Genomic DNA, 22383 nt, shown 5'->3' with positions numbered 1-22383 from the left:
CTACCTCTCCAGGAGGACACGTATGGCTGGCAAGGCGTACCTCGTCGGCGTCGGGATGACCAAGTTCGAGAAGCCCGAGACCCGCGAGTGGCAGTACTGGGACATGGCGAAGGAGGCGGGCGGCAAGGCGCTGGCCGACGCGGGGATCGGCTACGAGGCGGTCGAGCAGGTGCCGGTCGGCTACTGCTACCAGGCCTCGACGGCGGGCCAGCGCGCCGTGTACGAACTCGGCCTCACCGGCATCCCCGTCTACAACGTCAACAACAACTGCGCGACCGCCTCGACCGCGCTGATGATGGCGCGGCAGTTCGTCGAGGCGGGGATCAACGACTGCGTACTGGCGCTCGGCTTCGAGAAGATGCGCCGCGGTGCGCTGGGCGGCGGCGCGGACGGAACTGACTTCAGCACGTCCCCGGTGGCCCGCCACTACGGCGTGATGGCGGCCGCCCACGGCTTCGAGCGGACCCCGCCCACCGCCCAGATCTTCGGCAACGCGGCCCGTGAGCACATGGAGCGCTACGGCACCACGGCGGAGCAGCTCGCCGCGGTCGGCGCGAAGAACCACCGGCACTCCGCGCACAACCCCCACGCCCAGTTCCAGGACGTCTACACGGTCGAGGAGGTCCTCGCCGCCAAGACCATCCACCGTCCGCTGACCAAGCTCCAGTGCTCGCCGACCTCGGACGGGGCGGCTGCGGCGGTCGTCGCCTCCGAGCGGTTCGTCCGCGAACACGGGCTGGCCGACCGGGCGGTGGAGATCGCCGCACAGGCCATGACGACCGATACCGAGGACGGTTTCGCCTCCGGCTCCTGCATCGACGTGGTCGGCAAGCCGATGTCGCGCGCCGCGGCCCGGCAGGTGTACGCGGCCAGCGGCCTGGGCATCGAGGACGTCGACGTCATCGAGCTGCACGACTGCTTCTCGGTCAATGAGCTGCTGACGTATGAGGCGTTGGGCATGTGCGCGGACGGGGAGTCCGGGAAGCTGGTCGCCGAAGGCGCCACGACCTACGGCGGCCGCTGGGTGGTCAACCCCTCCGGCGGCCTGATCTCCAAGGGGCATCCGCTGGGCGCGACGGGCCTGGCCCAGGTCGCGGAGCTGGTCTGGCAACTCCGCGGCACGGCGGGCGAACGCCAGGTCCCCGGCGCGCGGGTGGGCCTGGCCCACAACATCGGGCTGGGCGGGGCGGCGGTGGTGACGCTGCTGCGGCGGTGAGGCCGGTGAGGCCGGTGGGGCGGCCCCGGACTCCGCCTCGCGACCTAGGTCCCCGGGTCCGGTGGTAGATGCACCGATATCCCGATGCGGGAGGCAAACGGCGAATGCGAGCATGGTCCGCATGCCCCCGATAGCCTCCCCCGCGACCCTGTCCGAAACTCCGCGCCGCACGGCCGCACCGGCCTGGCTGGTGATGCTCCTGGTCTGCGCCGGACAGTTCCTGGTCGTCCTGGACGTCTCCGTCGTGAACGTGGCGCTGCCCGCCGTACGGACCGGGCTGGGGCTGAGCGAGTTGGGCCTGCAGTGGATCGTCAACGCGTACGTCATCACCTTCGCCGGCTTCATGCTGCTCGGCGGCCGGGCCGCGGACCTCTTCGGCCGCAAGCGGGTGTTCGTCGTCGGGCTGGCGCTGTTCACCGTCGCCAGCCTGGGGGGCGGGCTGGCGCAGCAGCCGTGGCAGCTGATCACGGCGCGAGCGGTGCAGGGCATCGGTGCCGCCGTGCTCTCCCCGGCCACTCTCACGATTCTGACCACGTCGTTCCCGGCCGGTCCGGCCCGTACCCGGGCCATCGCCACCTGGACGGCGGTCGGCGCCGGCGGCGGCGCGGTGGGCGGTCTGGTCGGCGGGGTGCTCACCGAGTTCCTGTCGTGGCGCTGGGTGCTGCTGATCAATGTGCCGGTCGGGGCGCTGGTGCTGGTCGGTGCGGTGCTGTGGCTCACCGAGAGCCGGCAGGGCCTCGTGCGGCGGCTCGATGTGCCGGGCGCGCTGCTGGTGACCGGCGGGCTGGGGCTCGTGGCGTACGGGATCGTGCAGACCGAGACGGACGGCTGGACGTCGGCGTCCGCGCTGCTGCCGCTGGCCGCCGGGCTGGTCGTGCTCGCGGTCTTCCTCGCCGTCGAGGCACGGGCCAAGGCGCCGTTGATGCCGCTGGGGCTCTTCCGGCTGCGCCCGGTCTCCTCGGCGAATGCGGCAATGGTGCTGCTCGGCGGCGCGATGTTCTCGATGTGGTATTTCCTGTCGCTCTACATGCAGAACGTGCTGGGCTACCCGCCGCTGCAGGCCGGGCTGTCCTTCATTCCGCACTCGCTGAGCATCGTCCTCGGCTCCAAGATCGGGCCGCGGCTGATGAACCGGATGGGCGCCAAGACCCTGGCCGTCGCCGGTGCGGTGATCTCCGCGGCGGGCATGGCCTGGCAGGGCGCGATGGGCGTCGACGGCACGTACCTGGGCACGCTCCTCGGCCCCGGCATCCTGATGGCGCTGGGCGCGGGCCTGACGGCGACACCGGTCGCCGCCATCGCCACCTCCGGCGCCGACCCCGCCGACCAGGGCCTGGTCTCCGGCCTGATCAACACCTCCCGCCAAATGGGCGGTGCGCTGGGCCTGTCGATCCTGTCCACCGTCGCCGCCGCCCGCATCGAGTCCGGGCATGGTGCGAAGGCCCTGGCGGACGGCTACGGACTGGCCTTCCAGGTCGGCACGGTGGTCCTGCTGGGCGCCATCGCGCTGATGGTGATCGCCCTGCCCAGGCGCCGGACGGACACCGCCCACGGGCAGGGCTCCGCCCAGGAGTAGGCCCGCCTGAGGGACCGCCCCTTACAGCCACCCGTTCTGCCGGGCCGCCCGTACCGCCTCCATGCGGTTGCGGGTGCCGGTCTTGCCGATGGCCGCGGAGAGGTAGTTGCGGACGGTGGCCTGGGAGAGATGGAGCCTGCCGGCGATATCGGCGACCGTGGCGCCGTCCACCGCGGCGGTGAGGACATCGCGCTCGCGCTGGGTCAGCGGACTGGGACCGGCGCTCAGCGCGGCCGCGGCCAGGCCCGGATCGATCACCCGCTCTCCGGCGAGCACCCGGCGGATCGCCGCCGCCAGCTCCTCCACCGGGCCGTCCTTCACCAGGAAGCCGGACGCCCCGGCCTCCATGGCGCGCCGCAGATAGCCGGGCCGGCCGAAGGTCGTCACGATCAGCACCTTGCAGGACGGCAGCTGTGTGCGCAGGTCGGCCGCGGCGTCCAGGCCGCTGCGGCCGGGGAGTTCGATGTCCAGGAGGGCGATGTCGGGACGGGCGTCCAGGGCGGTGGTGACGATCTGGTCGCCCGCCGCCACCTGCGCCACGACCTCCATGTCCTCCTCCAGGTCGAGCAGCAGCGCCAGGGCGCCCCGCATCATCCCCTGGTCCTCGGCGAGGAGGACTCGTACCGGTCGTACGGGGGACTGCTGGTCCGGCGCGTCGGTCATACGCCAAGAGTAGCCAGCACCTGTCACGTCCTTGATCACCTCGGCGACTCCTCGACGTCCGGCATATCGGCCGCGCCGACCGGGAGTTCGGCCCTGACACGGAAGCCGCGTCGGCCGTCCGGGCCGCTGTGCAGGGTGCCGCCCGCCGCGGCCAGCCGCTCGGTGAGCCCCTTCAGGCCGGTGCCGCCTTCCAGGCCGCGGGCCGTGGCCGCGGCGGTGCCTACGGGACCACGGCCGTCGTCGGTGATCGTCAGCCGTACCCGCTCCTCGTCGGCGTGCACGTCGATCTCGCAGCGGGTGGCGCCGCTGTGCCGGACGGTGTTGGTGACACCCTCGCGGACCACCCAGCCCAGCAGCGCGCCGGTCTGCGAGGACAGCGGCGGCCCGGCCTGGCGTACGAAGGGTTCGATACCGGCGGCCTCCAGTGCCGAACGGGCCCGGTCCAGTTCCGTGGACAGGCTGCCCTCGCGATAGCCGCTGACCGCCTCGCGGATCTCGGTCAGCGCCTGCCGGCCGACCGCCTCGATGTCGGCGGCCTGGGCGAGCGCCGCGTCCAGATTGCGCGGTGCCAGTCGGCGGACGGCCTCGGCCTTGACCACCACCACGGACAGGGTGTGCCCCAGCAGGTCGTGCAGATCGCGGGAGAAGCGCAGCCGCTCCTTCTCCACGGCGCTCCGAGCGAGTTCCTGGCGGGTGGCGTTCAGTTCCTGGATGGTGTCGAACAGGCTCAGGACCGTGGCCGTCACCATGCCGGACAGGAACGTGCCGTATCCGATGCCGAACGATTCGGAGGGGTCGCCGTCGCGCCAGCCGGCCAGATATCCGGCCGCACCGCTGAGGGAGATCAGCCAGAGGGCGAGTTTCTTGCCCCGCAGGGCGCGGACCGTGCCGGAGGCCAGCGACAGCAGCGGGAAGAACAGGAACCAGTTGCCGCCGAACCCGAGCGCGATGGCGAAGGTGATGGCGGTCAGCACCCCCAGGGCGATGAGCGGATAGCGGGAGTCGCGACGCCTCGGGTTGAAGGAGGACCACACGACGCTGATGTAGAAGGAGTTGAAGGCGAGCAGTCCGAGGCCGGCCAGCCAGGGGTTGTCCGTCTTGCCCTGGATGATGTTGGAGAAGGCCCCCAGGCCCATCAGGAGCCAGGGCAGGAAGGCGCACTTCCCCGGCCCCCTGTCCGGCTTCGTGATCCCCGACCTCGCCGATGTCGTCCGCGTGGCGCACGCGCCGTCCGTGTCGTTCGCCTCGCCGGCGCGCGGCCCGTCCGTGTTCTGCTGCTGTGTCTGCTGCACTGTCGTTTCCCAGGTCCGCCGTCGTCGATCACACCGTTCGCGCGGCCCGACGGTATGCGTACACCGCGTAACCGCCGAAGAGTGCCAGCCAGGCGGCCAGTATCGCCACCGCGGCGAGGCTCGGAGCGCCGCCCTGGGTGACGCTCTGGCCCAGTTCGGAGAAGCGGTTGCCGGGCGTCCAGGAGGAGAGCGAGCGCAGCCAGCCGGGGAACAGCTCGGCAGGGAACCACAGACCGCCGATGATCGAGAGCAGCAGCATGCAGCCCGTGTTGACCACGCCGGTGGACTGCGCGGAGAGGCGGTAGCCGTTGCCGAGCCCGAGGAGGGTGAAGGGGGCGGTGCCCACCCACAGCAGCCCGGCGAGCGCCGCCCACTGCCAGGCGGGCATCCGGACGCCGTTGACCAGCGCGCCCACCAGCAGTACGGCGGCGATGGCGGGCAGCACCGTCACCGAGCCGGTCAGCCCCCGGCTCACCACCACGCGCAGCGGACTCAGCGGGGTGATCCGCAGCTGCCGGAGCCAGCCCAGCTGCTTGTCCTCGGCGACACCGGTGCCCGTGCCGATGGCCGCGCCCAGCGCGCCGTACGCGGCCATCCCGACCATCGAGGCGGTCTTCCACTCCGCGGACGCGCCGCCGGGGCCCGCCCCGATGTTGGTCATCAGCAGATACATCAGCACCGGCATCCCGATGCCGAAGATCACAAAGCCCTTGTCGCGCAGTGTGCGGCGGACTTCGAGACGGATGTAGTCGAACATCACGCGTTCTCCTTCAGGGACGGGGCGCCGGCTTCGGCGGAGGTGAGGGTGAGGAAGGCGTCCTCCAGGCTGGCGGGGGCGACCTGCAGGCCGCGGACGAGACCGTGTCCGGCCAGCGCCACGACCGTGGCGTCGGAGTCCGTCGTGCGCAGCAGCGCGCGGTCGCCCCGTATCTCCACGGCACTGACCCCGGGCAGTCCGGGCAGCGGTTCGGTCGCCGCACCCGCGAGGTCGAAGGAGACCAGCGACCCGCCGGCCCGCCGCCGGATCTCCTCACCGCTGCCGTCGGCGACCACCTTGCCGCCGTCGATCACCACGATCCGGTCGGCGTTGTCGTCCGCCTCCTCCAGATAGTGGGTGGAGAACACGATGGTGTTGCCGCGGCGGGCGTAGGCCCGCATGGAGCGCCAGAAGGCCCGGCGCGCCTCGACGTCCAGCGCCGCGGTCGGCTCGTCGAGCACCAGCAGCTCGGGGTTGCCGGCCAGCGCCATCGCGAAGCGGACCCGCTGGGCCTGCCCGCCGGACAGCCGGTCCACCCGCCGCCCGGCGAACTCCTCCAGGCCCGCGAGGTCCAGGGCCTCGGCGACGTCCAGCGGAGCGGGGTAGGTGGCGGCGACGAAGGCGATCAGTTCGCGGACCGTGACCCGCGGGATGGCCTTGCCGTCCTGGAGCATCGCGCCGACCTTGCCCGCCCGTACGGCGGTCTCCGGCGCGCCGCCGAACAGCGCCACCGTGCCCGAGCTCGGCGGCAGCAGGCCCAGCAGCATGTTGATGGTCGTGGACTTGCCGGCGCCGTTGCGCCCGAGCAGCGCCACGGTCTCGCCCGCGGTGATCTCCAGGTCGAGTCCGTCCACGGCGCGGACCGCGCCATAGCTCCGAGTCACTCCGCAGAAGGCGACGGCCGAGCCGCCGTCGGCCCTGCGCGCCGTGCGCAACCCCCCTGTCGCCTGCGCTGTTTCCGCCATCATGGCCCGCCCCTCCGGTCGGTTCACGGCTCGCTCCCCGTGGTGTTTCCCGTCCTGCTTCCTGCCTTCGACATTACGGAGAGTCGCCGGGCCGCGGCAGATGCGAATGTGTGTGATGCGTACTGACAAATGTCATGGTCCGTCGGCGGGATGCTGCCCGGACATCGATCTGACTGAGCGTCAGGGGTCTTCCGGGTGCCGGGAGGATCGGCTATACATGACGCCATCGGCTAGAACGCGTTCTAGATGTGTCCCGTGCGCAGTCGGAGCGCGGCCGCGCCGACCAGATACGACCCCGGCACGGTCGACGGTGCGGACGGCCGGGCCGGGGTCTTCACACCGTGGTGAAGGAGCAGCAGCCCCATGCCCATCGACGTCGCCAAGGCCACCTCCGCCGAGCCGCGGACCACCGAACTCGCCTGGGACCACAAGGACGTCCAGCTCTACCACCTCGGCATCGGCGCCGGCGCGGCCACACCACAGAAGCCGCACCCCGCCACCGACCCGGACGAGCTGCGCTACACCCTGGAGAGCGCACTGCACGTCCTGCCCAGCTTCGCCACCGTGGCGGGCGGCGGGATGGCGGTGGCCGGCGGCCTCTCCGCGCCCGGCATCGACGTCGACCTCGCGGCCGTCCTGCACGGCGGGCAGTCCGTCACCGTGCACCGCCCCCTCCCGGTGCGCGGCCGCGCCCGGCAGACCTCCTCCGTCCCGGCCGTCTACGACAAGGGCAAGGCCGCCGTGATCGTGCTGCGCTCGGAGGTCGCCGACGAGGAGGGGCCGCTGTGGACCTGCGACACGCAGATCTTCGTCCGGGGGGAAGGCGACTTCGGGGGCGAACGAGGAGCCTCCGCACGCCTCGAACTTCCCGAGCGCGCCCCGGATCTGAGCACCGAACGGCATATCCGCGAGGACCAGGCGCTGCTCTACCGCCTCTCCGGGGACTGGAATCCGCTGCACGCGGACCCGGAGTTCGCCAAGCTCGCCGGCTTCGACCGGCCGATCCTGCACGGGCTGTGCACCTACGGGGTCGCGCTCAAGGCGGTCGTCGACACGCTGCTCGACGGGGACGTGGCCAGGGTGCGCTCGTACGCCACCCGCTTCGCCGGAGTGGTGTTTCCGGGCGAGACGCTCCACATCCGGGCGTGGCGGGAGCCCGGCCGGATCCAGGCGTCGGTCACGGCGCCCGAACGGGACGACGCGGCGGTTCTGGCGGACACCGTGGTGGAGCACAGCTAGAGGTGTCTCCCCGAGCCCCCTACCCGACGCTTGAGAGGACGTGACATGCGCGCAGCCGTACAACACGAGACGGGTCAGGACAAGCTGGAGGTGCTCGACGACGTCGAGGCGGTGGGGTTCGGTCCCGGGAAGGTCAGGGTCCGCATCCGGGCGACCGGGCTGTGCCACTCCGACCTCTCGGCCATGAGTGGGGTGCTGCCGCAGCCCGCCCCCTTCGTTCCCGGGCACGAGGGAGCCGGGGAGATCCTCGACGTCGGCGACGGCGTCACCGGCCTCGGCCAGGGGGACCGGGTCCTGATGTGCTGGCTGCCCGCCTGCGGCGGCTGTCCGTCCTGCAAGCGCGGCCAGACCCACCTGTGCCTGGCCGGATTCCTGAACGCCGGTACGCCCAACTTCAAGCGCCCCGGTGGAGACGTGTTCGGCTTCGCCGGCACCGGCACCTTCGCCGAAGAGGTCGTGGTACCCGCCAACTGCGCGGTCCCGATCCCGGACGACGTCCCGTACGAGATCGCCGCGCTGATCGGCTGCGGTGTCACCACCGGGCTCGGCGCGGCCCTCAACACGGCCAAGGTGGAGGCCGCCTCCTCGGTGGCGGTCATCGGGTGCGGCGGCGTCGGCATCTCCACCATCCAGGGCGCGCGGGCCTGCGGCGCCTCCCAGATCATCGCCGTCGACCCGGTGCCGGCCCGCCGTGAGGCCGCGCTGCGCTTCGGCGCCACCGAGGCCGTCGCCCCCGAGGAACTCGCCGACGCCAAGGCCCGGATCACCGCGGGCGAGGGCTTCGACTACGTCTTCGAGGTGGTCGGCAAGTCCGCCACCGCCCGCACCGCCTACGAGACGACCCGGCGCGGCGGCACCCTGTGCGTGGTCGGCGCGGGCGCCATGGACGACACCTTCCAGGTCAACATGTTCGAGCTGTTCTTCGACGAGAAGCGGATCCTGCCGTCCCTGTACGGCGGCGCGGACGTACTGCGCTCCTACGAGCGGGCCATCGCCCTGTGGCGGGCCGGCCGGATCGATCTGGCCGGCCTGATCACCCACCGCGTCCAGCTCGCCGAGATCAACGACGCGCTCGACCAGATGCGTTCCGGGGCCGCACTGCGCACCTGCATAGAGATCTGACCGCGCGCCCGTAGGCCTGCCGCGCGCCCGTGGACCAGCCAGGCGCGCGTGGGCCGACCGGCGACTTGGGCACCCGGCAGGGGATGCCCGGAGAACCGATCGAGAGGACAGGAAGAGCGATGGCACAGCCACTTGAGGGCCTGACCGCGATCGTCACCGGCGCCGGCCGCGGCCTGGGCCGCGCCGAGGCCCTCGAACTCGCCCGGCTCGGCGCCCGCGTCGTGGTCAACGACTACGGGCAGCCGGGCCGCGACGGCTCGGGCGAGGCCTCCGCGGCGCCCGCCGAGGACGTCGCCGCCGAGATCCGGGCGGCGGGCGGCCAGGCGGTCGCCCACCTCGGCGACGTCGCCGACCACGAACAAGCCGGCGCGCTCGTGGGGTTGGCGGTCGCCACCTTCGGCCGGCTCGACATCCTGGTCAACAACGCGGGCATCCTCCGCGACCGGATGGTGTTCTCGATGACCGAGGACGAATGGGACGCGGTCATCCGCGTCCACCTCAAGGGCCACTTCAACACCACCCACTTCGCCGCGGTCCACTGGCGCGAACGCTCCAAGGCCGCCGGCGCCCCGCTGCACGGCCGGATCATCAACACCTCCTCGGAGGCGTTCCTCGCCGGCTCGGCGGGCCAGCCCAACTACGCCGCGGCCAAGGGGGGCATCGTCGGCCTGACGACCTCCACGGCGCTGGCGCTGGCCAAGTACGGCGTGACGGCCAACGCGATCTGCCCGCGTGCCCGCACCCGTATGACCGAGGACGTCTTCGCCGGCTTCGAGGAGCCGGAGGACGGCGGGCTCGACGCACTCGCCCCCGAGCATGTCGCTCCGCTCGTCGGCTATCTGGCCGCGCCGGCCGCGGCCGGGGTCAACGGTCAGCTGCTGGTCGTGCACGGCGGCATGGTCGCGATCGCCGAACGCCCGCGGATCGCCGCCAAGTTCGACACCGCCAAGGAGGTCTTCAGCTTCGAGGAGCTGGACGGGCTGCTGACGCCGTACTACGCGCAGCGCCCGCCGAACGAGACGTTCGCGGCGGCGGAGGTGCTGGGCCTCAAGCACGACTGACGGGCGGACCGGCGGACCAGATGGTCGGCCGGGCGGACGACCCGCCCAAACGGCCGCGGCCGCCGCCCGCCGGGAAGGTGGTGCGGCGGCCACGGCCGTTGTCGCGCGGCCGGCGGTCGGGATCCGCCGACGTGGACCTGTGCGTCCTGCGGCTAGGGCGTGTCCGATGGGTCATGGCCGGGTCCGCGGCGTCTGGCACGGCACCTCGCAGCGTTGCCGAAACGTCCCGATAGCTCCGCTATCAAGACGCTCCGGCGCCTTGCGATGCACCGCACCAGACGCCGCGGCCTATCCGACCCTGACCCATCGGACACCCCCTAGTTGTCCCGGCGGTGCCGGCCATGTGGGGTGGAGCCGGACTCCTCCGTGGCGGCCGGGCCACGGTGCCTGCCGGAGCTTGCGGCCTCGGCGGCCTGGGCGGATGCCTCCCGGGGGCGCGCCTGGGTCGTGTCGGTTCGGGCTTCGGACATGAAGAGAGTCACTCCGTCAGATCGCTTACGGCTTTACGCGTCGGGACCTCGCCCGACGGTCGCCGAGGCTGACCCCGAGCGGAACTGTCGGTGGCCGGTCAACCGGCTGCGTAGCCCCGGCCCGGAATTCTAACGGGGCGGGAAATCACGCTGCACCGGGTCTACCGTGCCGTGAGAGGTGCCTGTTGCAGGGGCACTGGCCTGCACATTCGAGGATGCGCGGGCGAGTGGTGCGGTTCCCCGTCGACGAGCTGCGGATGTGGGGATCTTGTGGAGTGGTTGTCGGTTTCCGCTGCATCCGGGACAATCCCCGCGCGGTTCCCGGCGCTTGCCCCGGAAGGGGAGCGCTCCGGCCGCACCGCCCCCTCCTGTTCCGCGGGTCCCATGGGACCCACCGCCCTCAGCGCCTGCATCAGGCCCCCGCGCCTCACCGGCTCCCCGCCCCCCACCGGCTCCAGCGGTATGGCCATCCGCGCCACCCCGCACGGCTCCGCGTCCGTCGCGTACGGCAGCAGCAGTTCGCCGCCCGCCGTCCACAGCCCGGTCCCCGCCAGCCATCCCTCCGGTGCGGGGAGTTGGCGCAGCCGCCGCCCCAATGGGCGCCAGATCCCCAGCCACGTACCGCTCGCCGCGTCCATCCGGAACGCCACCGCACAGCTCTCCGGCGCCAGCATCTGCCCCGGCTGGACGGCGAACGGGGTCACCGCCATGGTCCGCTCCGCTCCGCCTTGGCTCGGTTCGTGGCCCGCGGAGGCAAAGCCGGCGGGCCGCAGGCACTCCGGGAAGCGCACCGGCAGGCTGCTGCCCAGTACGCCCCAGCCCAGCCGGTCGTACCCGGGGGCGTCCGACCGTACGAGCAGCAGTCCGCTGTCCGGGTCGGCGAGCAGCAGGCGGTCGTTGCTGTGCTCGGTGATCTGCAGGAGCGGGCCGGTCTCGCCGCCCCGCCCCAGGTCGACCAGCACCGTCTTGGTCCGGCCGGCCAACTCCCGGTCCAGGGCGAGGAGCCGGCCGGATCGGTCCAGCCAGGCGCCGCCCGTACAGCGGCCCGGGATCTCGGCGATCCGCTCGGGTCCGCCCCCGCCGCCGTGCACCAGCCACAGCCCGGTGCGGTCCGCCCCGGGGGCCAGGGCGTAGCCGAGGGTCCCGTCGGGGGCGGGTGGTAGCAGGGTCAGTTCGGGCGCTTCCACGGTGCCCAGCAGAAGCTCACCGGTCCCCGGGCCCGTCGGGTAGAGCAGACAGAGCGCGAAGCGGTCGGCGACCCGGCGCAGGATCAGCACCCGGCCGTCCGTGAGGGGCAGCAGTTCGCTGTCCGGCTCCTCGGGCTGGCTGCCCGGCAGCGGTACGGCGTACGGCTCGGGCCCGCTCAGCGTCCAGCGCTCCGGGAACCAGCTCCCCGCGGCATCGTCGTGACGGGCGAGCCGGGCGGCGTACGAGCCGTCGGCGGCGATCGTCAGGGCGGCGCGGTGCGGGCTGTCCAGGGCGGTGGCGTCCTCGGTGGCACAGATCGTCATCGCTTCGGTCACCTCCAGTCGGCAACCGAAGCTAGTTTTCGCACTTGCGGACGATCATTGCGAGTTGCGGTACTTCACGCATAAGGGTGGCAGTTGTCCGGTTCGCCGGTGCCGGATGGGGTGGTTGTGCTTGCGGTTTCAACCGTGCATTAAGTTAGGTCTGCCTAACCCGGCCTTGTCCGGCCCTTCCCTTGGAGTACGTGATGTCCCTTCGCCGCCGCGGCAGCGCCGCGATAGCCCTCGCCGCCGCCGGCGCCCTGTCGCTCGCGGCCTGCGGTTCCTCCGGCGCGGGCGGAAAGGGCGGCGACGGGGCGGGATCGAAGGCCGTCGCCCAGGGTGGCAAGGACTTCGCCAAGGCCGCCGAGGAGACCGCGAAGATGGGCACCGACGCTGCACCGGGGCGCTTCCCGCGCACCATCGAGCACGCGATGGGCAGCGCGCGACTCAGGGCCGCGCCCAAGAGAGTGGTCGTCCTGGACGTCGGCGAACTCGACAACGTCGTCTCGCTGGGCGTCAGGCCGGTCGGCTACGCCCCGACCGAGGGCGACGAGGGCATCCCCGACTACCTCAAGAAGGCCGCCGGCCACCCCAAGAGCATCGGCACCGTCAACGGTCTCAACCTGGAGGTGGTCGACAAGCTCAAGCCCGACCTGATCCTGGGCAGCAAGCTGCGCGCCGAGAAGCAGTACCGGCAGCTCAGCAAGATCGCCCCGACCGTGTTCTCGATCCGCCCCGGCTTCACCTGGAAGCAGAACTACCTGCTGAACGCCGCGGCCCTGGACAAGACCGCCGAGGCCGAGGCCGAGCTGGCCGCGTACGAGACCAAGGCCCGCAAGCTCGGCGCGGACATCGGCCCCAAGAAGCCGACCGTCACCATGCTGCGCTACATGCCGCAGTTCACCCGGCTCTACGCCAAGCAGTCGTTCATCGGCACGATCCTGAAGGACGTCGGCCTGCCGCGGCCCGAGAACCAGCGGATCGACGACCTCGCCACCGAGGTCAGCCCGGAGAACATCGACCAGGCCGACGCGGACTGGATCTTCACCGGTGTCTATGGCGACCCCAAGGCCACCAAGCGGGAGAGCGCGGAGCACAACCCGCTGTGGAAGAACCTCAAGGCGGTCAAGGACGGTCACGCCAAGAACGTCCAGGACGAGACCTGGTATCTGGGCCTGGGCGTCACGGCGGCCGACCGCGTCCTGGACGATCTGCGGGGCTTCCTGTTCCGGTAGCCGCCGGCCGGGAGACCGCCTCGGGCCCGTCACCGCGTCCCCCGTCGCGCCGTTGGCCCCACCCCCTGTCACAGGCGGGGGGTAACCTTCCCTCCGTGCCCGTACTGTCTGAAGTCCTCACCGCGCTCGACGCCCTCTGGCCCCCCGAGCGGGCCGAAGGGTGGGACGCCGTCGGCACGGTCTGCGGAGATCCCGACGCCGAGGTCCGCCGTGTGCTGTTCGCCGTCGACCCGGTCCAGGAAGTCGCCGACGAGGCGGTGAAGCTCGGCGCCGACCTCCTCGTCACCCACCACCCGCTCTATCTGCGCGGCACGACGACGGTCGCGGCCTCGACCTTCAAGGGCAAGGTCGTGCACACCCTCATCAAGCACGACATCGCCCTGCACGTCGCGCACACCAATGCCGACACCGCCGACCCTGGTGTCTCCGACGCCCTGGCGGGCGCCCTGGATCTGCGCATCCTCGGCCCGCTGGTGCCGGATGCGAGCGACCCGGCGGGCCGGCGCGGCCTGGGCCGGATCTGCGAGCTGGCGCATCCGATGACGCTGGCCGAGTTCGCCTCGTACGCCGCGGCCCGGCTGCCGTCGACCGCGCAGGGCATCCGGGCGGCCGGCGACCCGGAGCGGGAGATCCGCACCGTCGCGGTCTCCGGCGGCTCCGGCGACAGCCTCTTCGAGGACGTGCGGGCGGCCGGTGTGGATGCCTTCCTCACCGCCGACCTGCGCCACCACCCGGCCTCCGAGGCCACCCAGCACACCCGAAACGGCCCGCTGGCGCTGCTCGACGCCGCCCACTGGGCCACCGAATGGCCGTGGTGCGAGCAGGCCGCGGCCCAGCTCGACGCGGTCTCCGACCGGCACGACTGGGGACTGCGCACGCATGTCTCCTGTACGGTCACCGACCCCTGGACCGCCCACGCGGCGTCCGCCCCTCTCTTCACCCCGACGCACACCACAGGAGCCCCACGCTGAACGCCGCGCCCGCCGACCAGATCCGCCTCCTGGACGTCCAGAACCTGGACGTCCGGCTCACCCAGCTCGCGCACCGGCGCAAGAACCTCCCCGAGCTGGCCGAGCTGCAGACCCTGGAGGCCGACCTCACCCAGCAGCGCGACCTGCTCGTCGCCGCGCAGACCGAGGAGAGCGACACCAGCCGCGAGCAGACCAAGGCCGAGCAGGACGTGGACCAGGTGCGCCAGCGCGCCGCCCGCGACCAGAAGCGGCTGGATTCCGGAGCCGTCACCTCCCCCAAGGACCTCGAAAGCCTCCAGCACGAGATCGCCTCCCTGGCGAAGCGTCAGAGCGACCTGGAGGACGTCGTCCTGGAGGTCATGGAGCGCCGCGAGGCCGCCCAGGAGCGGGTCGGCGAGCTGACCGACCGGGTGGCGGCCATCCAGGGCAAGGTCGACGACGCCGTCGCCCGCCGTGACGCCGCGACCGGCGAGATCGACGCCGAGGCCGGCACCGTCACCAAGGAGCGCGAGCTGACCGTCGCCGACATCCCGGCCGACCTCCTCAAGCTCTACGACCGCATCCGCACCAAGGAGGGCGGCGTCGGCGCGGCCCGCCTCTTCCAGCGCCGCTGCGAGGGCTGCCGCCTGGAGCTGAACATCACCGAGCTGAACGACGTGCGCACGGCCCCCGCCGACACCGTCGTACGGTGCGAGAACTGCAGCCGCATCCTGGTCCGTACGCCCGACTCGGGCCTGTAGGCCGTGGCGCGCACGCTGATCGTCGAGGCGGACGGCGGGTCCCGGGGCAACCCGGGGCCGGCCGGCTACGGCGCGGTCGTCCTCGACCCGGAGACGGGCGAGGCGCTCGCCGAGGCCGCCGAGTTCATCGGCACCGCGACCAACAACGTCGCCGAGTACAAAGGCCTGGTGGCCGGCCTCCGGGCGGCGCACGCGCTGGATCCGCAGGCGCGCATCCAGGTGCGGATGGACTCCAAGCTGGTCGTCGAGCAGATGTCCGGGCGCTGGCAGATCAAGCACCCGGACATGAAGCCGCTGGCCGCCGAGGCCAGGGCGGTCTTCCCGGCCGGCCAGGTCGCGTACGAATGGATCCCGCGCGCGCAGAACAAGCACGCCGACCGGCTCGCCAACGAGGCGATGGACGCCGGCAAGAACGGCAAGCAGTGGGAGCCCCGGGACTCCAGGGCGGCGCTCGCCACCACCACAGCGCCGGCCCGCAGTGCCGCGGCCCGGGCCGCCGACGAGGCGGCCGAGGCCGCGGACGAGGTGGAGGCCGCCGCCCCGCCGGCCGGTTGGGGCGCCCCCGACCTCGGCGTACCGGCGACCTTCGTGCTGCTGCGGCACGGCGAGACGGCACTCACGCCGCAGAAGCGGTTCTCCGGCAGCGGAGGAACCGACCCCGAGCTCTCCGCCGCCGGCCGTCGCCAGGCCGAGGCGGCCGCCGCCGCGCTCGCCGCACGCGGCACGGTCCAGGCCGTCGTCAGCTCCCCGCTGCGGCGCTGCCGGGAGACCGCGCAGGCGGTCGCGGACCGGCTCGGCCAGGAGGTCCGCATCGAAGAGGGCCTGCGCGAGACCGACTTCGGTGCCTGGGAGGGGCTGACCTTCGGCGAGGTGCGCGAGCGCTTCCCCGACGACCTCGACGCCTGGCTCGGCTCGTCCAAGGCGGCGCCCACGGGAGGCGGCGAGTCCTTCGCGACGGTCGCCCGCCGGGTCGCCGTCGCCCGCGACAAGCTGCTCGCCCGCTACGCCGGTAAGACGGTGCTGCTGGTCACGCATGTCACGCCGATCAAGACGCTGGTCCGGCTGGCGTTGGGCGCCCCGCCGGAGTCGCTGTTCCGTATGGAGCTCTCCGCGGCCTCGCTCTCCGCGGTCGCCTACTTCGCGGACGGCAACGCCTCGTTGCGGCTGCTGAACGACACCTCGCACCTGCGGTAGGCGGGGCGTGCGGTGACCGGCGCGTCCCGTGCGCGAGCGGTCCCCACGGACACCGGCAGACGGGCCCGGCGCATCGGCCATCCGATGCGCCGGGCCCGTTCGCGTCATCGGCGCAGCGGCCGTCAGACCGCCAGCGCCGCCGCCTCCAGGGCGAGCCGGCGCACCCGGTCCCAGTCCTTGGCGGCCAGCGCGTCGGCCGGCAGCATCCATGTGCCGCCCACACAGCCGACGTTGGGCAGCGCCAGATACGACGGAGCCGACGCCAGGCCGATCCCGCCGGTCGGGCAGAAGCGGGCCCGCGGGAGCGGTGCGGCCAGCGACTTCAGATAGGCCGTGCCGCCGGCCGCCTCGGCCGGGAAGAACTTCAGCTCGGTGACGCCCTCCTCCAGCAGCGTCACCACTTCCGACGCGGTCGAGACGCCGGGCAGGAACGGGATGCCCGAGTCCCGCATGGCGTGCAGCAGCCGCGGCGACCAGCCGGGGCTGACCAGGAACTGCGCGCCGACCGCACCTGCCGCGGCTACGTGCTCGGGGGTCAGCAGCGTGCCGGCGCCGACCACGGCCTGGGGCACCTCGCGGGCGATGGCCCGGATGGCGTCCAGCGCGGCGGGCGTCCGCAGGGTCACCTCGATGGCGGGCAGCCCGCCGGAGACCAGTGCCCGGGCGAGCGGAACGGCGTCGGCCGCGTCCTCCAGCACGACGACCGGGATGACGGGGGCGAGCCCGAGGACCGAGGGGGCGGTGGGCACGGGGGAGGAGGCGCTGGTCACGTCGCCCATACTGCGCCCCTGGAGCCACTCTCCGCAACGACTGTTGCACATGTTGCAACAGTCGTGGGTTCGTTCCGCTCCTCAGACGCCCGGCCGCCCCGCCACGGGTCCCACAGCTCCTACAGCTCCGTCACGATCACATCAATGGCCCACGCCGCGCCGCGCTTCGCCGGCGCCTTCGCCTCCACGACGTAACCCAGCCCGCGCAGCGCCTCCACCAGCTCCGCCGGATCCGCCGGCTCCAGCCCCGCGGACAGCAGGTCCCGCACCAGCCGCCCCTTGGTCGCCTTGTTGAAGTGGCTGACCACCGACCGCTTCTCCACACCGGCCACGATCTTCGACTGGAGCACCCGCACCGTCGCGGTCCGCCCGGCCACCTCGCCCTTGGGCTTCCACGCCGTGGCGTACGCCGCCGACCGCAGGTCCAGCACCAGCCCGTCCCCGGCCGCCTGCGGCATCACCTCCGCCATCGGCGCCCGCCAGTACGCGCCCAGCGCGCCCAGCCCCGGCAGCTTGACCCCCATCGAGCAGCGGTACGACGGAATCCGGTCACCGAGGCGCACGGCGCCCCACAGCCCCGAGAACACCAGCAGTGAGCGCTCGGCCAGCTTGCGCGCCCGCGCGTCCAGGGACCCGGCCCCCAGCGCGTCGTAGAGCACACCGGTGTAGATCTCCCCGGCCGGGCGCGTCCCCGCGGTCCGCAGCTCCGCGTTCTTGGCGATCTCGCTCCGGAGGCCGTCGCTCAGCCCGAGCACCTCCTGGGCCTTGCCCTCGTCCGCCGCGCACAGCTCGACCAGCTCCTCGAACACCGCCCGGCGCGCTCCGGTCAGGCCCGGCAGCGACAGCGCACCGATGTCCAGCGGCGCCCCGGCTCCGGGCGTGGCCTTCCCTTCGGACGGCGGCAACAGCACGAGCACGGTGTTCTCCTTCACGGCGGTACGGGTGGGGGTGCGGCCCCGGGAAAGCGTATGGCCTGCGGCGGGCGGAGGCGGAACCCACCCGCGGCCGACGCCGCCCCCTCCCGCCCGCGGAGGCGCTGCTCAGCCCGTGTACATCGCGCCAACGGCGCCTGGAGGCGCTGCTCAGCCCGTGTACACCGCGCCAACGGCGCTTGGAGGCGCTGCTCAGCCCGTGTACACCGCGCCAACGGCGCTTGGAGGCGCTGCTCAGCCCGTGTACACCGCGCCAACGGCGCCCGGCGGCCATACGCTCGGTTTCATGCCCCGTCGCCATATGCATGTGACCGACGCAGCGGAGGCCCCGCTGCGTGCCGCGCTGCGTGAGCTGCGCGGAAAGCTGGAGATCCCGGACCACTTCCCGCCCACGGCGCAGGCCGAGGCGGAGAGCGCCGCCCGTGCCCCGCGGATCCCGGCCGCCGACGGCGCGGTGGCGACCGAGCACACCCTGGAGGACGCGACCGACCTCCCCCTCTTCACCATCGACCCGCCCGGCTCCCTCGACCTCGACCAGGCGGTGTTCCTGTCCCGGCGCAGCGGCGGCGGCTTCCGCGTCCACTACGCCATCGCCGATGTGGCCTCCTTCGTGACCCCGGGCGGCGCCCTGGACGCCGAGGCCCACCACCGCGTGACGACCCTGTACTTCCCCGACGAGCGGGTTCCGCTGCACCCCTACGCGCTGAGCGAGGGCGCCGCCAGCCTGTTGCCCGACCAGGACCGCCCGGCCGTGCTGTGGCAGCTCGACCTCGACGCACAGGGCGCGCTGACCGCCACCTCGGTGCGCCGCGCCCTGGTCCGCTCCCGGGCCAAGCTGGACTACGCGGGCGTCCAGCGGGTCCTCGACGACAAGACGGCCGAGGAGCCGCTCGCCCTGCTCCGCGAGATCGGCCTGCTGCGCGAGGAGCTGGAGGTCGCCCGGGGCGCGATCTCCCTGCACGTCCCCGAGCAGGAGATCGTCGAGCGTGACGGCCACTACACCCTCGAATACCGCGCCCCGCTGCCGGTCTACGCCTGGAACGCGCAGATCTCCCTGCTCACCGGCATGGCCGCGGCCGAGCTGATGCTCGCCTCCGGGATCGGCGTGCTGCGCACCCTGCCCAAGGCCCCGGACGGCTCGGTCGCCCGGCTCCGCCTCACCGCCCGCGCCCTGGGCATCGACTGGCCGCACCACACCTCGTACGCGGCGCTGATCCGCACCCTCGACCCGCGCCGCGCCACCCACGCCGCGTTCCTCCAGGAGTGCACCGCCCTGCTGCGCGGCGCCGGCTACACCGTCTTCGACGGCACCCCGCCCACGGCCTCCGAGGTGCAGCACGCCGCCGTCGCCGCCCCCTACGCGCACGCCACCGCGCCGCTGCGGCGGCTGGTCGACCGCTACACCTCCGAGCTCTGCCTGGCCGCCTCGGCCGGCGAGGAACCGGCCGACTGGGTGCGCGGCGCGCTGCCGGCGCTGCCGGGCGAAATGGAGTCCGGCATCCAGCACGCCAACCGGGTCGAGCGGGCCTGTGTCGACCTCGTCGAGGCGGCGCTGCTGCGCGACCGGGTCGGTGAGACCTTCGAGGCGCTGGTCGTCGAGATCCAGGAGAAGGACCCCACCCAGGGCACCGTCCACCTCTACGACCCGGCCGTCATCGGCCCGGTCGACGCCGCCTCGAACGGCCCCGAGCTGCCCCTGGGCCACCACATCCGGGTCCGCCTCGCCGAGGCCGAACCGGGCCGCGAACCGGTCCGCTTCACTCCTGCGTGACAGCGGCTCGCTCCGGGGCCTTCCGGCGCCTGAGTCGGGCCTTCGCCGCGTCAGGCCGGGGTCGTCGTGGTCTTGGGGGCCTCTTCAGGGGCATCGGCTGTACCCGGCGCCCCCGGGCGCTCGCCGAGCGCCGCCACTTCCGCCATCGCCACCGCCGCCGCCACCTCCGCTCGTACGGCCGCGACCGCGCCCCGTGCGTCATCGGCATGGAACCGCACCGTCCGCACCGTCTCCCGCCGCCCCAGCAGCGTCGCGGTCTCGACCGGTTCGGCCAGTTCCACTGTGACCGACGTCTGCCCGCCGACCGCAAGCGCCACGACCCCGGTCCCACCCTCCTTGCCGAACCGCAGGTCATAGCGCACGGAGGCGATCCGCTCCAGCGGTATCCGCAGCTCCCGCCGCGCCCCCTCGCGCAGCCGCAGCTCACCGTCGCCCAGGACATGCGGCCGGGTGACCGCCGCCGCCTGGAACCCCAGCATCATCAGCACCGTGTAGACGTCGAGGACCAATATCACCTCACGTGCCACCGGCACACCGCCGAGCATCACGTGCAGCCCGACGGTCTCCACCACACACACGAACGTCAGCCCGTACACGAGCGCCGCCTGCGCACCCGCATAGGGCATCGCCCGGTCGCCGGGTGCCACCCCGATCCTTCGCCGCGCCACCCACCACCCCAGGCTCATCAGCCAGCGGCCCTCGTAGGCGGCCAGTGCGCGCAGCGCGCCGCCCCGGCTCACCGGGCACGCTCCGCCACCAGCCGGATCGCCTGCCGTACGGCCTCGGCCTGCGCGGGCGCGAAGTGCGCGTAGTACGCCGCTATGAAGCCGTCGTCCGTCCCCTCGCCGGCCGCCCGCTCCCAGTTCTCCCCGCCGACCTCGGCGAACATCGAGTCCGGAATGCAGTCGGCGAGCGCCTGCGCGGCCCGCGCCACCCGCGGGTCGTCCGGCGCGGCCTGTGCCAGCGCGTCCAGCAGCCCGTACACCTCGTACGTCCGCTCCATCGCCCCCGGCGCCGACGTGGCCTGCTCCAGCAGTTCCACCACCCGGCTGCCCTCCTTCCCTTCCCCCATCGACTCCATCAGCGCCAGCACCTCACGCTCCTTCGCCGCCATCGCGGGCTCCGGACCGGGGCGTGCTGCCGAGGTACGGGCCATCTCCCCGAAGACGGCCGCCAGTTCGTCCGATACGGGCCCCTCCGCCGGCAGCCCCCCGAACTGCTCCGCCTGCCGCCGCAGGGCGGCCAACCGGGCCCGCCGCTCGCGGATCTGCTCCTCCTGGCGGGCCAGATCCGCGTCCAGCTCGGCCAGCACCTCGTCCAGTTCGCGCCCGGAGTCGTCGGCGAGCACATCCCGTACCTCGTCCAGCCCGAGCCCCAGCTCCGTCAGCCGGCGCAGCCGGGCGAGCTCGACGGCGTCCCGCAACCCGTACTCCCGGTAGCCGTTGGCCCGGCGTTCGGGCTCGGCCAGCAGTCCGAGGTGGTGGTAGTGGCGCACGGCGCGCGTGCTGACGCCGATCAGACCTGCGAGCTCACCGATTCTCATGCGTCCAGTAGAAACGTTGCCGCTGCGACAAGGTCAAGGGCGGATCGGGAGGGCCGGCGGCCGGCGGGTGAGGGGCGGCTCGCGACCCCTCGACCTGTGGGTACCATGGTCGGCACGGCGGACGAGCCGGCCGGACGGCCGCGTGGGGGTCCTGACATCTTCGGATGCGCGGATCCTCCCGAGGAACGTCCGGGCTCCACAGGGCAGGGTGGTGGGTAACGCCCACCCGGGGTGACCCGCGGGACAGTGCCACAGAAAGAAAACCGCCCGGGCCGCAAGGCGCGGGTAAGGGTGAAACGGTGGTGTAAGAGACCACCAGCCTCCGAGGTGACTCGGAGGGCTAGGTAAACCCCACCCGGAGCAAGGTCAAGAGGGGGCATCGCTGATGCCCCTGCGCGGACGACCGAGGGCTGCCCGCCCGAGTCCGCGGGTAGACCGCACGAGGCTGCCGGCAACGGCAGCCCTAGATGGATGGCCGTCTCCCCCCGGCCCGCAAGGACCGGGGGCGACAGAACCCGGCGTACAGGCCGACTCGTCCGCCTTTCCCCCTCCGGCCGTATGCGCCGTAGCGCCGTGCCTCTTGTCCATGGCGTAATTCCACATGACCGTGCTCGGGCTCATGAGGGAAAGAATCACGAAATTCCGGCGCCACATCGCCAGGACAAGGGTGACTGCCGTTAAAAGGGCAGGCGCCCGCCGATGGTGGGTGCCTGTGAATATTTTGTGACCACGCCGTAAGAGATGTAACGGAAGTAGAGAAATAGTGGGCGAGGTCTCGAGATGGTGGCCCGGTCGCTCATTACGCCTGGCGCCATGCCGCAGAAAGCAGAAAAGGGGTGAGGGTGGTGTCGGTCACTGCGGGCCGACACCGCCCTCACCCCCCGGCGCTGCGTGCGCAGGCAGGCTCAGCCGCGGCAGTCGCCGACTTACTTGCCGAGCTCCTGGTCGAGGTTCTCGAAGGAGTCCGCCGCCTTCTCCAGGTACTGGGCCAGGCCGTCGAGACCCTCGTTGGTCTTCGACATGCCCTGCTTGAACTCGTCGAAGTCGTGGCCGAACTTCTTCGAGGCCGACCGGGTGACGAAGCCGCTCTCCAGCAGGCCGTCGATGTAGGACTTCAGGTCGTGAAGCTTCTCCTCGATGCGCTCCTTCTCGCGGTTCATCTTCTTCGCGGCGGCCCGCATGTCCTCATATGTGACATCAAGGTCCTTGGCCATGACGCTCCCCTTCCCTCCGTTTGACGACCGCGAGGTTCCCCCTCCCGGCATATACGCATGGCGCGCACCCGAGTTGGGCGCACGCCGTTGGGCACCTTAGTCGCTAACCCGCACAGGCGCATAAGCGCAGGCATGGTGTCCGTT

The 22383-nt window shown here is 72.4% G+C and carries 22 protein-coding genes and 1 other RNA gene; 11 read left to right on the top strand and 12 right to left on the bottom strand.

The window, feature by feature from the left end; all coding sequences use genetic code 11:
- The first annotated feature begins 22 nt into the window (after positions 1-22).
- Entirely contained in the window at positions 23-1216 is a 1194-nt protein-coding gene (locus WAB15_RS13010; RefSeq protein WP_407286309.1) for a lipid-transfer protein, read from the top strand.
- Positions 1217-1328: 112 nt separating this feature from the next.
- Entirely contained in the window at positions 1329-2792 is a 1464-nt protein-coding gene (locus WAB15_RS13005; RefSeq protein WP_407286308.1) for an MFS transporter, read from the top strand.
- Between the two features lie 21 nt (positions 2793-2813).
- Here WAB15_RS13005 and WAB15_RS13000 read toward each other — a convergent pair whose 3' ends face one another.
- The 5 genes from WAB15_RS13000 to WAB15_RS12980 all read right to left on the bottom strand — a co-directional run bounded on the left by WAB15_RS13000 (position 2814) and on the right by WAB15_RS12980 (position 6852).
- On the bottom strand, positions 2814-3455 hold the full coding sequence (locus tag WAB15_RS13000) for a response regulator (protein WP_399149854.1): 642 nt from the start codon (positions 3453-3455) through the stop codon (positions 2814-2816).
- Between the two features lie 35 nt (positions 3456-3490).
- Positions 3491-4645 (bottom strand): sensor histidine kinase, encoded by a 1155-nt coding sequence (locus WAB15_RS12995; RefSeq protein ID WP_407289214.1) that lies wholly within the window; start codon positions 4643-4645, stop codon positions 3491-3493.
- Positions 4646-4775: 130 nt separating this feature from the next.
- The gene (locus tag WAB15_RS12990) at positions 4776-5504 is read right to left on the bottom strand and encodes an ABC transporter permease (protein WP_407286307.1); all 729 of its coding nucleotides are present in this window, start codon (positions 5502-5504) and stop codon (positions 4776-4778) included.
- Entirely contained in the window at positions 5504-6469 is a 966-nt protein-coding gene (locus WAB15_RS12985; protein WP_407289213.1) for an ABC transporter ATP-binding protein, read from the bottom strand. The genes WAB15_RS12990 and WAB15_RS12985 overlap by 1 nt, the downstream gene beginning before the upstream one ends.
- A gap of 242 nt (positions 6470-6711) precedes the next feature.
- Positions 6712-6852, bottom strand: a complete 141-nt coding sequence (locus WAB15_RS12980; protein ID WP_399149856.1) for a hypothetical protein — start codon at positions 6850-6852, stop codon at positions 6712-6714.
- On the opposite strand from WAB15_RS12980, the gene WAB15_RS12975 reads away from it, so the two are divergent.
- The 3 genes from WAB15_RS12975 (at position 6833) to WAB15_RS12965 (ending at position 9891) form a co-directional block, all read left to right on the top strand.
- Positions 6833-7708 (top strand): MaoC/PaaZ C-terminal domain-containing protein, encoded by an 876-nt coding sequence (locus WAB15_RS12975; RefSeq protein WP_407286306.1) that lies wholly within the window; start codon positions 6833-6835, stop codon positions 7706-7708. The two genes, WAB15_RS12980 and WAB15_RS12975, sit on opposite strands and share 20 nt — an antisense overlap.
- Positions 7709-7753: 45 nt before the next feature.
- On the top strand, positions 7754-8830 hold the full coding sequence (locus WAB15_RS12970; RefSeq protein ID WP_399149858.1) for a Zn-dependent alcohol dehydrogenase: 1077 nt from the start codon (positions 7754-7756) through the stop codon (positions 8828-8830).
- A gap of 119 nt (positions 8831-8949) precedes the next feature.
- Positions 8950-9891: a 3-oxoacyl-ACP reductase gene (locus WAB15_RS12965; RefSeq protein WP_407286305.1), complete on the top strand. Its 942-nt coding sequence runs from the start codon at positions 8950-8952 to the stop codon at positions 9889-9891.
- Positions 9892-10208: 317 nt separating this feature from the next.
- Here the strand turns inward: WAB15_RS12965 and WAB15_RS12960 are convergent, their stop codons facing one another.
- Together WAB15_RS12960 and WAB15_RS12955 are read right to left on the bottom strand one after the other, a co-directional pair.
- Positions 10209-10361 (bottom strand): hypothetical protein, encoded by a 153-nt coding sequence (locus tag WAB15_RS12960; protein ID WP_399149860.1) that lies wholly within the window; start codon positions 10359-10361, stop codon positions 10209-10211.
- Positions 10362-10522: 161 nt separating this feature from the next.
- Entirely contained in the window at positions 10523-11872 is a 1350-nt protein-coding gene (locus WAB15_RS12955) for a hypothetical protein (RefSeq protein WP_407286304.1), read from the bottom strand.
- Between the two features lie 203 nt (positions 11873-12075).
- Between WAB15_RS12955 and WAB15_RS12950 the strand changes: the two genes are divergently transcribed.
- From WAB15_RS12950 to WAB15_RS12935, 4 genes are all read left to right on the top strand, one after another.
- Positions 12076-13104: an ABC transporter substrate-binding protein gene (locus tag WAB15_RS12950; RefSeq protein ID WP_407286303.1), complete on the top strand. Its 1029-nt coding sequence runs from the start codon at positions 12076-12078 to the stop codon at positions 13102-13104.
- Positions 13105-13199: 95 nt separating this feature from the next.
- Entirely contained in the window at positions 13200-14075 is an 876-nt protein-coding gene (locus WAB15_RS12945) for a Nif3-like dinuclear metal center hexameric protein (RefSeq protein ID WP_407286302.1), read from the top strand.
- Entirely contained in the window at positions 14072-14815 is a 744-nt protein-coding gene (locus WAB15_RS12940; RefSeq protein WP_407289212.1) for a zinc ribbon domain-containing protein, read from the top strand. The genes WAB15_RS12945 and WAB15_RS12940 overlap by 4 nt, the downstream gene beginning before the upstream one ends.
- A gap of 3 nt (positions 14816-14818) precedes the next feature.
- A complete protein-coding gene (locus tag WAB15_RS12935; RefSeq protein ID WP_399149864.1) occupies positions 14819-16009 on the top strand; it encodes a bifunctional RNase H/acid phosphatase in 1191 nt (396 codons plus the stop codon).
- Between the two features lie 122 nt (positions 16010-16131).
- Here WAB15_RS12935 and eda read toward each other — a convergent pair whose 3' ends face one another.
- Positions 16132-16788, bottom strand: a complete 657-nt coding sequence (gene eda / locus WAB15_RS12930) for a bifunctional 4-hydroxy-2-oxoglutarate aldolase/2-dehydro-3-deoxy-phosphogluconate aldolase (RefSeq protein WP_399149865.1) — start codon at positions 16786-16788, stop codon at positions 16132-16134.
- Between the two features lie 110 nt (positions 16789-16898).
- On the bottom strand, positions 16899-17696 hold the full coding sequence (gene yaaA / locus WAB15_RS12925; RefSeq protein ID WP_399149943.1) for a peroxide stress protein YaaA: 798 nt from the start codon (positions 17694-17696) through the stop codon (positions 16899-16901).
- A gap of 301 nt (positions 17697-17997) precedes the next feature.
- On the opposite strand from yaaA, the gene WAB15_RS12920 reads away from it, so the two are divergent.
- Complete coding sequence (locus WAB15_RS12920) at positions 17998-19482, top strand: RNB domain-containing ribonuclease (protein ID WP_399149866.1); 1485 nt, start codon at positions 17998-18000, stop codon at positions 19480-19482.
- Positions 19483-19532: 50 nt separating this feature from the next.
- Here the strand turns inward: WAB15_RS12920 and WAB15_RS12915 are convergent, their stop codons facing one another.
- Entirely contained in the window at positions 19533-20222 is a 690-nt protein-coding gene (locus WAB15_RS12915; RefSeq protein WP_407286301.1) for a hypothetical protein, read from the bottom strand.
- Complete coding sequence (locus WAB15_RS12910) at positions 20219-21025, bottom strand: MerR family transcriptional regulator (RefSeq protein WP_407286300.1); 807 nt, start codon at positions 21023-21025, stop codon at positions 20219-20221. Before WAB15_RS12910 ends, WAB15_RS12915 begins: the two co-directional genes overlap by 4 nt.
- A 122-nt stretch (positions 21026-21147) precedes the next feature.
- On the opposite strand from WAB15_RS12910, the gene rnpB reads away from it, so the two are divergent.
- Positions 21148-21564, top strand: an RNA gene (gene rnpB / locus WAB15_RS12905) — RNase P RNA component class A.
- Positions 21565-21951: 387 nt separating this feature from the next.
- On the opposite strand, the gene WAB15_RS12900 is transcribed toward rnpB, so the two are convergent.
- Positions 21952-22239, bottom strand: a complete 288-nt coding sequence (locus tag WAB15_RS12900) for a WXG100 family type VII secretion target (protein ID WP_399149869.1) — start codon at positions 22237-22239, stop codon at positions 21952-21954.
- Positions 22240-22383 lie beyond the last annotated feature (144 nt).

It is taken from the genome of Streptomyces sirii (assembly GCF_045690365.1).
Taxonomy (GTDB): Bacteria; Actinomycetota; Actinomycetes; order Streptomycetales; family Streptomycetaceae; genus Streptomyces; species Streptomyces sirii.
The sequence above is the reverse complement of the archived record's forward strand: the minus strand, read 5'-3'. Positions and strand labels throughout refer to the sequence as shown.

Bases quoted from the DNA above. Each gene is read 5' to 3' on its own strand.
- WAB15_RS12955 (WP_407286304.1), bottom strand. From the start codon at position 11,872: ATGACGATCTGTGCCACCGAGGACGCCACCGCCCTGGACAGCCCGCAC.
- WAB15_RS12920 (WP_399149866.1), top strand. From the start codon at position 17,998: ATGCCCCGTCGCCATATGCATGTGACCGACGCAGCGGAGGCCCCGCTG.
- WAB15_RS12965 (WP_407286305.1), top strand. From the start codon at position 8,950: ATGGCACAGCCACTTGAGGGCCTGACCGCGATCGTCACCGGCGCCGGC.
- WAB15_RS12970 (WP_399149858.1), top strand. From the start codon at position 7,754: ATGCGCGCAGCCGTACAACACGAGACGGGTCAGGACAAGCTGGAGGTG.
- WAB15_RS13005 (WP_407286308.1), top strand. From the start codon at position 1,329: ATGGTCCGCATGCCCCCGATAGCCTCCCCCGCGACCCTGTCCGAAACT.
- WAB15_RS12985 (WP_407289213.1), bottom strand. From the start codon at position 6,469: ATGGCGGAAACAGCGCAGGCGACAGGGGGGTTGCGCACGGCGCGCAGG.
- eda (WP_399149865.1), bottom strand. From the start codon at position 16,788: ATGGGCGACGTGACCAGCGCCTCCTCCCCCGTGCCCACCGCCCCCTCG.
- WAB15_RS12960 (WP_399149860.1), bottom strand. From the start codon at position 10,361: ATGTCCGAAGCCCGAACCGACACGACCCAGGCGCGCCCCCGGGAGGCA.
- WAB15_RS13000 (WP_399149854.1), bottom strand. From the start codon at position 3,455: ATGACCGACGCGCCGGACCAGCAGTCCCCCGTACGACCGGTACGAGTC.
- WAB15_RS12910 (WP_407286300.1), bottom strand. From the start codon at position 21,025: ATGAGAATCGGTGAGCTCGCAGGTCTGATCGGCGTCAGCACGCGCGCC.
- WAB15_RS13010 (WP_407286309.1), top strand. From the start codon at position 23: ATGGCTGGCAAGGCGTACCTCGTCGGCGTCGGGATGACCAAGTTCGAG.
- WAB15_RS12900 (WP_399149869.1), bottom strand. From the start codon at position 22,239: ATGGCCAAGGACCTTGATGTCACATATGAGGACATGCGGGCCGCCGCG.
- WAB15_RS12990 (WP_407286307.1), bottom strand. From the start codon at position 5,504: ATGTTCGACTACATCCGTCTCGAAGTCCGCCGCACACTGCGCGACAAG.
- WAB15_RS12975 (WP_407286306.1), top strand. From the start codon at position 6,833: ATGCCCATCGACGTCGCCAAGGCCACCTCCGCCGAGCCGCGGACCACC.
- WAB15_RS12950 (WP_407286303.1), top strand. From the start codon at position 12,076: ATGTCCCTTCGCCGCCGCGGCAGCGCCGCGATAGCCCTCGCCGCCGCC.